This window comes from Shimazuella sp. NTD247, from assembly GCF_059510415.1.
This window is the reverse complement of record NZ_JCAJZU010000003.1, coordinates 59,902-73,463: the sequence shown is the minus strand read 5'-3', so window position 1 is coordinate 73,463 and position 13,562 is coordinate 59,902. Positions and strand designations below refer to the sequence as shown.

Annotated in this window: 15 protein-coding genes and 1 tRNA gene; 2 read left to right on the top strand and 14 right to left on the bottom strand. The window is 39.5% G+C overall.

The window, feature by feature from the left end; translation table 11 throughout:
* Nucleotides 1-219: 219 nt before the first annotated feature.
* Nucleotides 220-296 (bottom strand) — tRNA-Arg (locus AC5WOC_RS08735).
* A gap of 161 nt (nucleotides 297-457) precedes the next feature.
* Here AC5WOC_RS08735 and cdd point away from each other — a divergent pair.
* Nucleotides 458-895: a cytidine deaminase gene (gene cdd, locus AC5WOC_RS08730; protein WP_496055028.1), complete on the top strand. Its 438-nt coding sequence runs from the start codon at nucleotides 458-460 to the stop codon at nucleotides 893-895.
* A 431-nt stretch (nucleotides 896-1,326) separates the two neighbouring features.
* Here the strand turns inward: cdd and AC5WOC_RS08725 are convergent, their stop codons facing one another.
* Genes AC5WOC_RS08725 through rph form a run of 3 tightly spaced genes read right to left on the bottom strand, consistent with a single transcriptional unit; the run spans nucleotide 1,327 to nucleotide 3,233 of the window.
* The gene (locus tag AC5WOC_RS08725) at nucleotides 1,327-1,830 is read right to left on the bottom strand and encodes a metallophosphoesterase family protein (protein WP_496055027.1); all 504 of its coding nucleotides are present in this window, start codon (nucleotides 1,828-1,830) and stop codon (nucleotides 1,327-1,329) included.
* A 43-nt stretch (nucleotides 1,831-1,873) separates the two neighbouring features.
* The gene (locus tag AC5WOC_RS08720; protein WP_496055026.1) at nucleotides 1,874-2,494 is read right to left on the bottom strand and encodes an XTP/dITP diphosphatase; all 621 of its coding nucleotides are present in this window, start codon (nucleotides 2,492-2,494) and stop codon (nucleotides 1,874-1,876) included.
* Nucleotides 2,487-3,233 carry a ribonuclease PH gene (gene rph / locus AC5WOC_RS08715; protein ID WP_496055025.1) on the bottom strand — a complete coding sequence of 249 codons (747 nt, stop codon included), beginning with the start codon at nucleotides 3,231-3,233 and terminating at the stop codon, nucleotides 2,487-2,489. The genes AC5WOC_RS08720 and rph overlap by 8 nt, the downstream gene beginning before the upstream one ends.
* Nucleotides 3,234-3,469: 236 nt before the next feature.
* On the opposite strand from rph, the gene AC5WOC_RS08710 reads away from it, so the two are divergent.
* The gene (locus AC5WOC_RS08710; protein WP_496055024.1) at nucleotides 3,470-3,676 is read left to right on the top strand and encodes a hypothetical protein; all 207 of its coding nucleotides are present in this window, start codon (nucleotides 3,470-3,472) and stop codon (nucleotides 3,674-3,676) included.
* Between the two features lie 129 nt (nucleotides 3,677-3,805).
* Here AC5WOC_RS08710 and AC5WOC_RS08705 read toward each other — a convergent pair whose 3' ends face one another.
* From AC5WOC_RS08705 to AC5WOC_RS08660, 10 genes are all read right to left on the bottom strand, one after another.
* On the bottom strand, nucleotides 3,806-4,831 hold the full coding sequence (locus AC5WOC_RS08705; RefSeq protein WP_496055023.1) for a GerMN domain-containing protein: 1,026 nt from the start codon (nucleotides 4,829-4,831) through the stop codon (nucleotides 3,806-3,808).
* Nucleotides 4,832-4,992: 161 nt separating this feature from the next.
* Nucleotides 4,993-5,316 carry a hypothetical protein gene (locus AC5WOC_RS08700; protein ID WP_496055022.1) on the bottom strand — a complete coding sequence of 108 codons (324 nt, stop codon included), beginning with the start codon at nucleotides 5,314-5,316 and terminating at the stop codon, nucleotides 4,993-4,995.
* 58 nt (nucleotides 5,317-5,374) lie between these two features.
* A complete protein-coding gene (gene racE / locus AC5WOC_RS08695) occupies nucleotides 5,375-6,178 on the bottom strand; it encodes a glutamate racemase (protein WP_496055021.1) in 804 nt (267 codons plus the stop codon).
* Between the two features lie 98 nt (nucleotides 6,179-6,276).
* A complete protein-coding gene (locus AC5WOC_RS08690) occupies nucleotides 6,277-6,723 on the bottom strand; it encodes a MarR family winged helix-turn-helix transcriptional regulator (RefSeq protein ID WP_496055020.1) in 447 nt (148 codons plus the stop codon).
* A gap of 95 nt (nucleotides 6,724-6,818) precedes the next feature.
* A complete protein-coding gene (locus AC5WOC_RS08685) occupies nucleotides 6,819-7,715 on the bottom strand; it encodes an RluA family pseudouridine synthase (protein WP_496055019.1) in 897 nt (298 codons plus the stop codon).
* A gap of 67 nt (nucleotides 7,716-7,782) precedes the next feature.
* Nucleotides 7,783-8,757: an ABC transporter ATP-binding protein gene (locus AC5WOC_RS08680; RefSeq protein ID WP_496055018.1), complete on the bottom strand. Its 975-nt coding sequence runs from the start codon at nucleotides 8,755-8,757 to the stop codon at nucleotides 7,783-7,785.
* The gene (locus tag AC5WOC_RS08675) at nucleotides 8,754-9,770 is read right to left on the bottom strand and encodes an ABC transporter ATP-binding protein (protein ID WP_496055017.1); all 1,017 of its coding nucleotides are present in this window, start codon (nucleotides 9,768-9,770) and stop codon (nucleotides 8,754-8,756) included. The genes AC5WOC_RS08680 and AC5WOC_RS08675 overlap by 4 nt, the downstream gene beginning before the upstream one ends.
* A gap of 13 nt (nucleotides 9,771-9,783) precedes the next feature.
* Nucleotides 9,784-10,707 (bottom strand): ABC transporter permease, encoded by a 924-nt coding sequence (locus AC5WOC_RS08670; RefSeq protein ID WP_496055016.1) that lies wholly within the window; start codon nucleotides 10,705-10,707, stop codon nucleotides 9,784-9,786.
* 7 nt (nucleotides 10,708-10,714) lie between these two features.
* Nucleotides 10,715-11,644 carry an ABC transporter permease gene (locus AC5WOC_RS08665; RefSeq protein WP_496055015.1) on the bottom strand — a complete coding sequence of 310 codons (930 nt, stop codon included), beginning with the start codon at nucleotides 11,642-11,644 and terminating at the stop codon, nucleotides 10,715-10,717.
* A 74-nt stretch (nucleotides 11,645-11,718) separates the two neighbouring features.
* The gene (locus AC5WOC_RS08660) at nucleotides 11,719-13,329 is read right to left on the bottom strand and encodes a peptide ABC transporter substrate-binding protein (RefSeq protein ID WP_496055014.1); all 1,611 of its coding nucleotides are present in this window, start codon (nucleotides 13,327-13,329) and stop codon (nucleotides 11,719-11,721) included.
* Between the last annotated feature and the right edge of the window lie 233 nt (nucleotides 13,330-13,562).

Sequence of the window (13,562 nt, the reverse complement as noted above, 5' to 3'; positions counted from 1 at the left end):
GTTCTCCAATGCCAACGATAGATCATGGTAATCAGGAGCATATCAGACAGCAATGTTGTAGTGTTCTCCATGATCGACGCCTGTCCTGAGATCAACGATCGTTATATCAATATTCTAAAAATAATGTAAAATACTCCCGCTGATTGAATTATTTAAAGATAGAAATACAAAAAGAGATCACCTCCCATTTTTAAGAAAGTGATCTCTTTTTATTATTATTGGCGTCCCCGGAGGGATTCGAACCCCCGACCCACAGCTTAGAAGGCTGTTGCTCTATCCAGCTGAGCTACAGAGACATAACATGGACTATAATAAAACATATGAGTTCATATGTCAACCATTAAGATTTGGGAATTTTAAATTAGAACAAAGTACCTACATACTTGAATAGACAGGAAAAGGAAAACTACCTATAATGGTATTGATAATCCATCGAAACGATAGAGAGACTAAAAAAATGGATTTTGAATATCCCGACCTGCTGGAAAGTGCTCTTGATGCACGGAAAAATGCATATGCTCCCTACTCAAGGTTCAAAGTAGGAGTTGCCATTCGAACGGAGTCGACAATCTGTGGAGACGGCTTTCCGATTCGAACAGACTCCAAGATCTATACTGGAGCCAATATGGAAAATGCCAGCTTTCCCGTCGGCATTTGTGCAGAACCCGCAGCCTTTAGTACGATTCCCCTTGATGTGAAAGAGAAAAAGCTCATCACGGGCATCTTTGTAATCGGCAGTAGCGACACTTTTACCTCTCCATGTGGTTCATGCAGGCAGATCCTTGCAGAGTTTTGCCATTTTGATACACCAGTTTGGATGGCGAATCAAACAGCAGATTTGATTAAGAAGGCCACTGTTAGGGAACTTCTTCCCTTCTCCTTCGAACTCAACTGATCAAAGCAGCCGAGACATCTGTCTCGGCTGCAAGTCATTAGCCCCGTTATCCCCTTTTACTTTTCAAGCTAGCAAAGAAGAAAAAGAAAAATCCCTTATTCTACATAAGGGCGATCAACCAAATTGACAACTCCATACGGCTAAAGCCGTTGGATTCTTGGGACTATAGCCTTATGACTATTTCATTACCAAGCTAACCCCGTGCGCCCCACGGTTTATGTTTGTAGTTTTTTCTTTGCCTCGAGCAGACTTGGTTTTCGTCTGTCGCGACTATACATATATTACCATGCGAATGTTTGTTTGTAAACCTTTTTTTTCCAAAGGTTGAACTGCTGAAGGGAAATTCCTTCCCCTCGTTCAACACTCACTTTCATCCCACGATTTAAATCGTGGGTTTTCTTGCTCGCAATGCTATAATATTATCCGCATCATTACAAAGTATAAGTACCGCCAAGATTAGGAACTTTTCTTCCATTCGGTTGAAAAAAATTAACCTCTACTGCTCGGTTTTCTTCTAAATCTAGAATGACATAGGTAGGCACTGTATATCCCCTTGGTGCAACAATACTCCCTGGATTGAGAAATAATTTTTTATCTTCCTGCTCACATAGAGGATAATGCGAATGACCAAAACAAACAATATCTGCTTTTCTTTCCCGTGCAAGCAATGACAGGGGTAAAAGGCTGGATTTAACTTGATGCCGGTGGCCATGGGTAACATAAAATTGATAACCATTTAGATTGGGTTCTGCTTCTTTTGGGACATCCTCAAAATCGCAATTTCCTCGAACCACGGTCACAGGGACATCAGGAAGTTTTTCTTTATCCGTACAAAAATCACCACAATGAATCACGTAATCTGCTTGTTCACGGTTCACGATTTCCTCCAGCAATAACGCACTTCCATGTGAGTCACTTGTTACAAGTACTCTCATTTTAGGACCCCCTTTTTGCATCTCTATGTAATAATGAATAGGACTAAAAAGTATAGGTTTCCTGTAACCACTTTAACAACTTCGCTGTTGCTATTGCACGATGGCTTATGGTGTATTTTCGTTCACTAGGCAGTTCCGCCATCGTCATCTGTTCTTCAGGTAAATAAAAGATTGGATCATACCCAAAACCATTTTCACCTTTGGGCTTTGCTATCACTTTACCATAGCATTCCCCGCGGAATAACTTTGTAGACTGGTTAGGAAGGGCCACAGCCATCACACAAACATAATGCGCACTAGGATCATGCAAACCTGCATTTGCAATCGTTTGCAATAACTTCTCATTATTCGCTTCATCTGTCGCATGTTCCCCAGCATATCGCGCCGAATAGACACCAGGTTCTCCACCTAGATCAGGAACAACAATACCCGAATCATCAGAAATGACTGGACCATTCAGCCATTCAGAGATAATCTCTGCTTTTTTCGCTGCATTTCCTTCAAAAGTGGGTTGATCTTCTATAATTTCCGGTACATTTTGCAAATCATTTAATCCTTTTACTTCTAGTCCTAGAGGCGAAAATAAATCAACAAACTGTTTTTGTTTATTTTTATTGGCTGTTGCAATAATAATGGTTGAAAAGGGCCAAGGCTGTCTATCCATTTTTTCCTCCAATAAATACTGCATTATCTCCGAGCAGTTGCTTTTGAATAACTGTCAATTCTCCAATTCCTTTTTTCGCCAGTATCAACATCTCTTGCAGTTGTTCAGGAGTAAATGGATTTTCTTCGCCTGTTCCTTGAATTTCTACATACTTTCCTTTTCCAGTCATAATGACATTCATATCAACTACTGCTGTTGAATCTTCTTCATAACATAAGTCTAAACAAGCCTTTTCCCCAATCACCCCTACACTTGTAGCAGCGAGGAAATCTTTCACTGGGAATCTTTTAAAAACTTTTTTCTCATAGAGAGGAATGAGTGCATCTACCATGGCAACAAAGGCTCCAGTAATCGATGTTGTCCTTGTTCCGCCATCAGCTTGAATGACATCGCAATCAATCCAGAGCGTCCGCTCTCCCAAAGCCTTTAAATCAACAACAGATCGTAGCGCCCTTCCAATTAAACGCTGGATCTCCATTGTCCGGCCAGTCACTTTACCTTTGCTAGACTCACGTATGGTTCTAACTCCAGTAGCTCTAGGCAACATGGAATACTCGGCAGTAATCCACCCTTTTCCTGAATTCCGTAAAAAGGGAGGGACTTTTTCCTCGATAGTAGCTGTGCAGATTACTCTTGTGTCTCCGATGGAAATAAAGACGGATCCTTCTGCTGGTTTAATATAGTCTCTTATAATCTCTACTCTTCGTAATTGATCATAGTTTCTTCCGTCCGTTCGCAAAGGCCCTTCCCCCTCAATTCTCGATAACTCAGTATAACATAGGTTGTGCAAATAACTTATTAATCATTACAATAACATTCGAAAATAAAATACGATTGTCCTATTCTAATATCGTTAAGCCAATGAGTAAACAGTACTCTTTAATTTATCTACTATTAAATATTGCGAGAAAAAGCGAATTCGCCTATACTACTTACAGAGGGAAGACCCTCATAGAGAGTTGAAAGGTCACACTCATGGCTGATGAAGTAGTGTATACCGAACTCCGAAAGAAGATCAAGAAACTTAATATCGATAAGATGTCCGATCGTGATAAGATCATCAATCTTTTGAAAGAATCACATGAAAAGAATAATGGTATCCAAGACCCCCTGCTTTCTAGACTCCTTTCGGCATTTTATTACTCTGGTTATAATCCCAAGGATTATTGGAAGCAGCTTTAAGGTTTTGTGACCAAATAATAGTGGAGGGCAGACTCTGTTCTGCCCCCCACTCCGAGTAATCAATGATCGTCCCATATATAGTAAGAAGCCACTACTGTATACAATGGTAGTGGCTTCTTTTCATTCTACTTACAAACCACTTGGATTAATTTGCTTTGGCCGTGTTACTGGTAAATCCACATTTTTCCCATCATTATTAATCACACCAATGGTTTGTTTGCCATCAACTACAATTTTCACTTTGTTTGCATTCATGTTTTGAGTTAAGGACAATACAATGGATTCCAAAGCACTTTTTGATGCTGCAGTTTGATCATTGTACTGTAAAATTTCTTTCCCAAAGTTCGCAGTTATTTGCTTGCCGCTTACTTTTACTTCTTTTACTGTCGTTGATGTGTCCAAAGGACCGATCAAGTGACTATTTTCCAGTGGTCCTCTCACTAATTCTTTTACTACTGTCTCTCCAATATTCGAAGAACGGTTTACTAATCTTGTCACAGGCACATAACTGATCGAATCATCGTCCGCTTGACTTAGAAAATACAACGTAACTGGCATACTTTCACTGATATCCACACCATTTGCCACTTCAACATTTATCCCATCTGCACGCGACAAATTGGCAGCTACTGTTTTTCCTTTTGGCATTTCAGCTAAGTCTTTTCCTTCTATTTGTAGATTTACCGACTTAATATTTTTAAAACCGGTTAATGTCCACGTAATGGCATTGAGTATTTTTGTTTCATCTTCCGCTTTATAATCACGGAATGTTTTTGAGAAGTTTGCAGTGGCTACTCCATTTTTAATCTTCACACCCAGCACTTTTGTTCCTTTTGGCAAAACAGCTTTTGTCCCTTTTGGCAGCAACGAAGCACTGGATGATCCATCTACTAGGCACTCCAAAGAACTTTTTGCTAAAGATTTTCCAGGTAATTCCACCGAATAGGGGAGCACATACCCGTCTTGATTCATCGTGTATAGTTCTGTCATGTAACCAGTTTCTTTTTTAGAAGATACAGTAGCTTGGACAACATGTGCATCTTCCCGAGGAGGATCGATTGGCTTCGATACTTTTGCATTCGTATTGGAAAAACAACCTGTCAAGGCGAAAGGTAAAAGGAATGTACAAATCATCATTTTTGCTTTGTTTCTCATAATTGTCCTCCCATGGACTTGGTTTTAAAACATGTATACGAGCCATCTGGGAAAAATAGGACAACTTTTTTTATAAAAAAACCATGTTTGACTGAACATGGTTTGGAAACAGATTCATTTTTGCCTAGACAACTTTTGTTGCCTAGACAATGTATTCGACTTCATTTTATCAAACGATGAAAAACACTGAGCAGCTTCGAGTGCAGTGCCAGCACTTCGATGGACACTTCAGGAAGATCATCTCCCCCATGACTTTCCACTACACGAAATGGAACACCTTTTTTGCGCATGAACCATTCTGCTTCTACTTTTACTCCATTCAACAAAATAAATCTTGGAACAAGCAGCTCTTTCCCATTGCTCTCTACCGCCAAAAAAGGGAACTCACAAGCAAGCAGACGCTGTTTCAATGTCTCCGGTTGTTCCAGTTCCTGCCGCAAAGCGTCGAAGAGGTCAACATCTTCGCTGTTGTATGCACTAGACATTGGTATGCTCCAGGTACAATTGAATCGAATAAGTTCATTATATCGTATCTATTTTTCTCTATCTATGCTCATAGGCTAGGGATACTTGCTCTGCTTCAACTTCTATCCCAAGCCAGCTCCCTACTATTTTTGAAAATTGCTCTTTATTTCCTGTCGTAAAAAAGCGGTTTCCTTGGTTTTTTGTAGCTAAAATACTTCTATATTGTAAAATAGTACTCAGTTCAGAGGCTGTTTCTTCCGCAGAGCTAATTAATGTTACTTTATCACCCATTGCTTTTTGGATCGAAGATGCTAGGAGAGGATAATGAGTACATCCTAAAATTAATGTATCCATCTCTATATTAGAAAAAGGAGCAAGCGCATCTTTCACCGCTTCATCTGCTTCCGGTGTATCACTTAATCCTCTTTCAACTAATGGTACAAATGCAGGACAAGCAAGTGAATGTACCTGAATATCTGGATTAATTCTGCGTAATGTTCGGGTATATGCTTCACTATCTATCGTTCGAACCGTACCAATAACGCCTACTTTTCCACTAACCGTTTCTTTAATAGCAGCTCGTGCCCCTGATCCAATCACATCTACTACTGGAACCGAAACATGATCCAATACATCCGGCAGTGCAGAAGCAGTGGCTGTATTACAGGCAATACAAATAGCTTTTAAGGGAAACTGCAATAAAAAATCGACGATTTCCAGTGTGAATTTTTTTACTTCCTCTTTCGATCGCTCACCATACGGACATCGCAATGTATCCCCAAAATAATAAATGGTTTCATGCGGTAACTGTCTCATTATCTCCTTTGCTACCGTTATTCCACCAACTCCTGAATCAAAAACACCAATAGCATGGTTATTCATGTATATGTCCTCCTAATAATAAGAAAGCCAAGTCTAATAAAACGGTCTATGAATATTTTACAAAAAAGCAACCCCTTTTGTGACAAAGGGGTCAATGGCTAATCAGTAGTTAGCATTTGTTTATATATCAACTGCAACGTTTGTTCCGCCTGCAGAGCTTGTTCTTGTGTAAATTTGTCCAGAATCCGATTTAAGTAGGCACGTCGTGCAGATAAGACTTCTTGTATGATGCCATGTCCATACTCTAACATTTGAATGCGAACCACTCGGCGGTCACGATCATCACGAACACGGGCAACCAGCTTATTTTTTTCCATACGATCCACTAAATCAGTCATCGTGCTGCAAGCGATATACATTTTTTGACTAAGTTCACCGATGGTCATATCCCCATCCTGTTTTAACCAGATAAGCGCGGAAAACTGCGGAGGGGTGATTGGAAAATCAGCAAGTATGTCGCGACCCTTCCGTTTCATAATCACGCTAATTTCACGCAAAAAAAACTCAATCTCATTCACCGTACTAGGCGGATGGTGGTTATCCATAAGACTCCCCTTAAGTTATCAAATTAAATGCCAAACAGTAATAAAATTATAGAATAGAAAGCGTTTTATTACAAACAAAAATGTAAACTTATCTTCTATTTCATTTTACGCAATACAATACCAAGTTCCTTCATATCTGCTGGTAATTCGATCTCCCAATTCATCCATTCTCGTTTGATTGGATGAAAAACAGCTATTTCATTTGCATGCAATGCTTGTCTCTTGATCAGGTGACTTTCATTTTTCAAACCGTATAAAGTATCCCCAATAATCGGATGCCCAATTGCAGCCAAATGAACTCTTATTTGATGCGTTCTCCCTGTTTCAATAGAAACGGATACAAGTGATGCATTTGGAAAAGAACATAACTTTTTATAATGTGTAATTGCTTCTTTGCCGTTTTGTTCATCCACAACTCGTTCAATAATACTTGTAGGAGATATACCAATTGGCAGTGTGATAGTCCCAATGTCAGCTGTATTCCCATGACAAAATGCCAAATAATTGCGATGATATCGTTTTTGTTTCATTTGTTTAGACAAAGAAGCATGCGCATAAGCATGTTTGGCGACGATCATTAAACCGGAAGTATCTTTATCCAGCCTGGTGACAGGATGGAAGGCATACGATTCACCTTTTTGCATCGCATAAAAAACTACTCCATTCGCCAGTGTTCCATCTGGATAACCCGATGTTGGATGAACCACAATTCCAGCAGGCTTGTTAATAATTAGGATAGCATCGTCTTCGTAGACCACCTCAAAATTAACTTGCTCCGCTTTTAGGTCTACGAATGAATCTTCTTCTAGCTGTACCGACACGCGATCTCCTTGTGAAAGCCGAGAAGTGTAATAAACAACTTGATCATTCACTTTGACACGCTCTTCCTCTCGCAAACGCCGGAAAAACCGCCTGGAAAAATGAAAACGATTTTGCAAAACTTGCTTGACCATTTTCCCATTTTCTTCAGCTGTTACTACAAATTGAATCATGCTTATCTACTCATCCTAATCACTATTTTCACCTATCATACCAAGAATCTATTAAAAAAAGGAATCCTCATGATTGAGGATTCGAATTGGGATATAAGTGACAAGCAACCCAGTGTTTTGGCTTTACTTCTTGCCAGGCTGGATCTACTTTCGCACAGATTTCCATAGCATGTGGACAACGTGTACGAAAACGACAGCCGCTAGGAGGATTTAAAGGAGAAGGAAGTTCCCCTTTGATACGAATTTTTTCTCTTTCTCTAGCTAATTCAGGATCTGGAATAGGAGCGGTAGCCAAAAGACCTTGTGTGTATGGATGCAGTGGATCTTTGTACAACTCATCACTCTCAGCAAGCTCAGCCATTTTTCCTAAATACATCACACCTACACGATCACTGATGTATTTTACCATCGACAGATCATGAGCGATAAAGAGATACGTTAACCCTTTTTCTTTCTGTAATTTGCGCATCAAATTAACCACTTGTGCTTGTACCGAAACATCTAATGCGGAGATAGGTTCATCCGCAATAATAAATTTAGGCTGCATAGCAAGCGCACGGGCAATACCAATACGTTGCCTTTGTCCACCACTAAATTCATGTGGAAATCGAGTTGCATGACTTCGATTCAAACCAACTGTCTCTAGCAATTCATATACAATTTCCTGTCTTGACTTCCCAGATCCAATCTCATGGATTTCTAATCCTTCAGCAATAATTTCCATCACTGATTTTCTTGGATTTAACGATGCATAAGGGTCTTGAAAGATCATTTGCATATTGCGTCGAAACTGTCTTTGTTTTTTGCCTTTCAAATGATGCACGTTTTGTCCTTCAAACAGCACCTCACCATTGGTGGCATTATAGAGGTCTATGATTGTTCTACCAGCTGTAGACTTACCGCAACCTGATTCTCCTACAAGTCCAAAAGTTTCCCCAGGAAATACTTGAAAGGAGATACCATCTACAGCTTTTAGTACTCTATTTCCATCGATTTGAAAATGTTTTTCTAAGTTTTTTACTTCTAGGATTGGTTGAGTCAATTTTCTCCCCTCCCTGTGATTGGATTTTCTACTTTCGGTGCATCTGGATGCTGTAACCAGCATGCTACCTGATGAGAATCCGATGATTTTGTTATCTCTGGCATTTTATCTTGGCATACTTTCATCGCATGCGGGCATCTCCCAGTAAAAGGACAACCAACTGGCGGATTTACCAAACTAGGTGGAGTACCTGGAATCGACGATAAATCTTGGTCACGGCTTTGATCCAATCTCGGCATAGAAGCCAGTAATCCCCAAGTATATGGATGCTGCGGTTCATAAAAAATTTCATCCAACGTGCCTGTTTCCACTACTTTTCCCGCGTACATCACCACAACTCGATCAGCGATTTCCGCAACAACACCTAAATCGTGCGTAATAAATACAATCGATGACCCTGTATTTTGTTGTAAGTCTTTTAACAAATCAATAATTTGTGCTTGAATGGTTACATCCAATGCAGTCGTAGGTTCATCCGCAATCAACAGCTTTGGAGAACAAGCTAGAGCCATTGCAATCATTGCCCGTTGACGCATTCCTCCACTAAATTGATGAGGGAATTGATGAATTCGTTCCTCCGGACTCGGTATTCCTACGATTTTTAATAGTTCAATCGCTCGATTTTTCGCTTCTTGACTGGACAGCTTCTGGTGTTTCATCAAGCTTTCTGTAATTTGTTTTCCAATTCGTATCGTTGGGTTTAAAGAAGTCATCGGATCTTGGAAAATCATCGCCATTTCTTTCCCACGTATCTTCTGCATTTCTGATTCAGATACTTTTGTCAGATCCTGTCCATTATAAATAATTTTTCCTTTATCAATATTCGCAGGCGGTTTTGGAAGGAGGCGCATAATCGATTGGAACGTTACACTTTTCCCACTTCCAGATTCCCCTACAAAAGCAACTACTTCCCCTTCTCTGATTGTAAAATCCACGCCACGGATTGCTTTTACTTCTTGATGGTCCGAGCGAAACGTGACATGAAGATCAGATACTTCCAATAGAGCTTTCATCCTTACTCCCTCCTTACTTTTTCATTTTTGGATCAAGTGCGTCTCTCATCCCATCACCAATCAAGTTAAAAGAAAGCATAATAATACATAAAACTAGAGCTGGCCAAAATAATTCAAATGGAAACAACTGCAAATAGCGATAACCTTCACTGACCAAAATACCTAAACTCGCTGACGGCGGGCGAAGCCCAAGCCCAATAAAACTTAGAAAAGCTTCAAAAAATATAGCTGATGGAATCGAAAATGTAACGGCAATAATAATTGGCCCCATCACATTTGGTATTAAATGTTTAAACAAGATACGGTAATGACTTGCTCCCATCGTACGAGCTGCCAGTACATACTCTTGTGTTTTTAATTTTAATATTTGTGCTCGGACTACCCGTGCCATTGGAACCCATCCGGTAAAAGCCAAAGCAACTGCAATCGGCAGTACCCCCGGCTCCAGATACATCATCAATAAAATGATAATGACGATATTGGGTATAGAGTACATGACTTCGAGTATTCGCTGCATTACAGCATCCACACGACCGCCAAAATAACCAGAAACGCCACCGAAGGTAACCCCGATAACGACATCCAAGAAAGCAGCAATCAAGGCGATTAGCAATGAAATTTTTGCACCATACCAAACACGCTGCCATAAATCCCTACCTAAACTGTCTGTACCTAAGTAATGATCTCCCAAATGTTCTTGGTTTGTATTGGTTAGATCTTGTGTGCTGTAATCATAATGATTGAAAAATGGACCAATAAAAGCTACTAAAAGCAACAGCACCAATAAAACTAAACCAACAAGTGCACCTTTGTTCGCTTTAAAACGCATCCATGCATCTTTCCAGTAACCCCTTTGTGGAGCTAAGACCTCACTATTTTTTTCAGACGGCGCAAGGGGCTCAAACATTCTATTTTCCATTTTTTTGGATATACTCATCTAACCATCACTCCTTCACACCTGAAATCCGAATACGCGGGTCAATAATTCCATATAATACGTCTACTATGAAGGTTACACCCAAAAATAAAATACTGTAGAAAATGGTTGTACCTAGAACCGTGGTATAATCATTCACCATAATAGACTCCACAAAAAGGTTACCAATACCAGGAACCCCAAAGATATTTTCCACTACAAGCGAACCCGTCAAAATATTAACAGTCAATGGGCCTAGTACAGTAACAGCAGGAATCATCGCATTTCGCAAAGCATGATTAATTACGATTTTTCGCCAACTGAGCCCTTTTGCTTTTGCTGTCCGAATGTAATCTTGATCCAATACTTCGACCATTTCCGTACGTATATACCTAGAAACTTGCGCTATGACATAAACCGATAAGGAAAGTGACGGTAAGATGGTATATTCATACCCGCCCCAAAGTGCTGGCGGCAGCCAACCAAACTTAACCCCGATCCAATAAGATAACAAGCCCGCTAATACAAAGTTAGGAATAGACACTCCAAAAACAGCAGTCGCAGAAGCAAGGCTGTCCACCCAGGTTCCTCGCCTTAATGCTGCTGCAATACCGAGTAATAGACCAATGACAATACCAATTAAAATCCCTTGAAATCCGATAATTGCGGAAGGCCCAATACGATCACTGAGCAACTCATTGACTGAACGTCCACTTTGGCTCAATGACATCCCCAAATCACCTTGTACCAAATGCCCCATAAACTTGCCATACTGTATATATAACGGTTCCTTTAAACCATATTGTTCAAGGATTTGTTCCCGTATTTCTGCTGGTAACTTCTCTTCATTGGCTAACGGTGTACCAGGAAGCAAACGAACAAGAAAGAAAGTCACCGTTGTAATAATAAACAGTGTAACTAACATTAAAGCTAATCTCTTTAATGTATATTTCAACAAGTGAAATCACTCCTCTCCCACCTACATAAAAAATAAAAGGTATATGCCTAATGCATATACCTTATTAGGTCATCTTACTTGCCGTCTAGATATGCCCCTTTTAAGTCAAAGAAGCCCCATGTTGTATTCCAAGCTGCACCTTTAACATATGGTTTCAAAAGGCTCAATCGAGTACGGTAGTAGAGTGGAGCAATTCCTTGATCATCAATTAAGATTTTCTCGGCTTTTGCTAAATCTTGAACACGTTCCGTGAAATTAGGATTGTTTTTCGATTTTTGAATTAGAGCATCGTACTCCGCATTACTCCATCTTCCACGGTTATAGCTTTGACCAGTCGTAAAGATATCCAGATAACTCATTGCGTCGTTGTAGTCAGCACCCCAACCAGACAATAGCAATTGGAAGTTACCGTCTTTCCCTCTTTGCAAACGTTCTTTAAACGTTACAGGAGCTGGTGTAACTTGGATACCAAGATTTTTTTCCAACTGATCGGAGATGAACTCCATTTGATCTTTTGCATTCGTTGTATCATCACCTAGAAGATCGATTTTCCCAGGATTTGTGATATGTTCTTCTTTCAAGCCTTCTTGCCACAATTTCTTCGCTTGAGCTGGATCATATTTCACTTGATCTTTAAAAAGATCGCGGAATTTCTGTGTATTATTTGCATGAATATCAGGTGGTACTAGAGATCCTGCAGGGGTAGAACCAGTTTTTAATACTTGATTAGTCAATGTTTTCTTATCGATAGCTAATTCAATTGCTTGACGAAGTTTCTTGTTTTTAAAGATACCTTCTCTTTGGTTCAATTCGAGATACCATGCAGAAGATTCTTTCAGCACAAATTTCTCTGGGCTGGATTTAAACGCATCTGCAAAGTCTTTTGTGATTTCGGTGAAATCAATTTTATTGGTTTTATATAAATTTACGCGAGTTGATTCTTCTTTTAAAAATTTAACTTCTGCGTTTGCAAGTTTTACATTTTTACTATCCCAGTAGTTTGTGTTCTTGATCATATGAACACTTACACCGTGTTCCCATTTGTCGATAGCAAATGGACCATCGTATACCATGTTCTTTGCTTCAAGTGCAAACTTGCTGCCATACTTATCAACGATATCTTTTCGTTGTGGCATAAAGGTAGAAAATGAAGTTAATTCCAAGAAATAGGGTGATGGCGCTTTTAATGTAACTTTAAGCGTTTTCGCATCCAAGGCTTTCACGCCGACATCTTCCGCTTTTGCTTTGCCTGAATTGTATTCCATTGCATTTTTTACAGGCTCTAGAATGTAAGCGTACTCAGAAGCAGTTTTAGGATCCAAAGCACGCTTCCAAGCATACTCGAAATCATTTGCAGTTACTGCTTTGCCATCGCTCCATTTTGCATCACGAAGATGAAAAGTATAAGTTAATTTATCTGAACTTACTTCATAACTTTTTGCAATTCCTGGAACTGGCTTTTGGTTTTTATCCAGTCTCATCAAACCTTCTAGTGAATTGGTTAAGATTTGAAAGGACACTTGGTCGGTAGACTTCGCACTGTCAAGGTTTGGTGGTTCGGATTTATCCGTCAATACAAGTGTATCCTTGGAAGCTTGATCAGTTGAGCCTCCACCACAAGCAGTTAATACCATACTTAAAACCAAGATAATAGCAGTAAAGATAGACCATCTTTTCTTGCTCATTCCTTATCCTCCTCGAAATAATTACTGCTGAAATATATAGTCTAGACCAAATGGCCTTAAACTCGAAAATATTCTGAATGAATATTCATTCATAAATATCCTAAAGCTCTATTTGTTATTTTAAAATAGAGATAACAATTCTGTAAACCATATTCTTGTTGGAAATAAATGCAATACCAAAAAACATACGTATTTATTAGTGTTTTTACGTAAAACTTTTTTTTGTTTTTTAT

What these genes read in the sequence shown, in the direction of transcription:
- cdd (WP_496055028.1), top strand. Translation starts at nt 458, where the DNA reads ATGGATTTTGAATATCCCGACCTGCTGGAAAGTGCTCTTGATGCACGG.
- AC5WOC_RS08725 (WP_496055027.1), bottom strand. Translation starts at nt 1,830, where the DNA reads ATGAGAGTACTTGTAACAAGTGACTCACATGGAAGTGCGTTATTGCTG.
- AC5WOC_RS08720 (WP_496055026.1), bottom strand. Translation starts at nt 2,494, where the DNA reads ATGGATAGACAGCCTTGGCCCTTTTCAACCATTATTATTGCAACAGCC.
- AC5WOC_RS08710 (WP_496055024.1), top strand. Translation starts at nt 3,470, where the DNA reads ATGGCTGATGAAGTAGTGTATACCGAACTCCGAAAGAAGATCAAGAAA.
- AC5WOC_RS08705 (WP_496055023.1), bottom strand. Translation starts at nt 4,831, where the DNA reads ATGAGAAACAAAGCAAAAATGATGATTTGTACATTCCTTTTACCTTTC.
- AC5WOC_RS08700 (WP_496055022.1), bottom strand. Translation starts at nt 5,316, where the DNA reads ATGTCTAGTGCATACAACAGCGAAGATGTTGACCTCTTCGACGCTTTG.
- racE (WP_496055021.1), bottom strand. Translation starts at nt 6,178, where the DNA reads ATGAATAACCATGCTATTGGTGTTTTTGATTCAGGAGTTGGTGGAATA.
- AC5WOC_RS08690 (WP_496055020.1), bottom strand. Translation starts at nt 6,723, where the DNA reads ATGGATAACCACCATCCGCCTAGTACGGTGAATGAGATTGAGTTTTTT.
- AC5WOC_RS08685 (WP_496055019.1), bottom strand. Translation starts at nt 7,715, where the DNA reads ATGATTCAATTTGTAGTAACAGCTGAAGAAAATGGGAAAATGGTCAAG.
- AC5WOC_RS08675 (WP_496055017.1), bottom strand. Translation starts at nt 9,770, where the DNA reads ATGAAAGCTCTATTGGAAGTATCTGATCTTCATGTCACGTTTCGCTCG.
- AC5WOC_RS08670 (WP_496055016.1), bottom strand. Translation starts at nt 10,707, where the DNA reads ATGAGTATATCCAAAAAAATGGAAAATAGAATGTTTGAGCCCCTTGCG.
- AC5WOC_RS08660 (WP_496055014.1), bottom strand. Translation starts at nt 13,329, where the DNA reads ATGAGCAAGAAAAGATGGTCTATCTTTACTGCTATTATCTTGGTTTTA.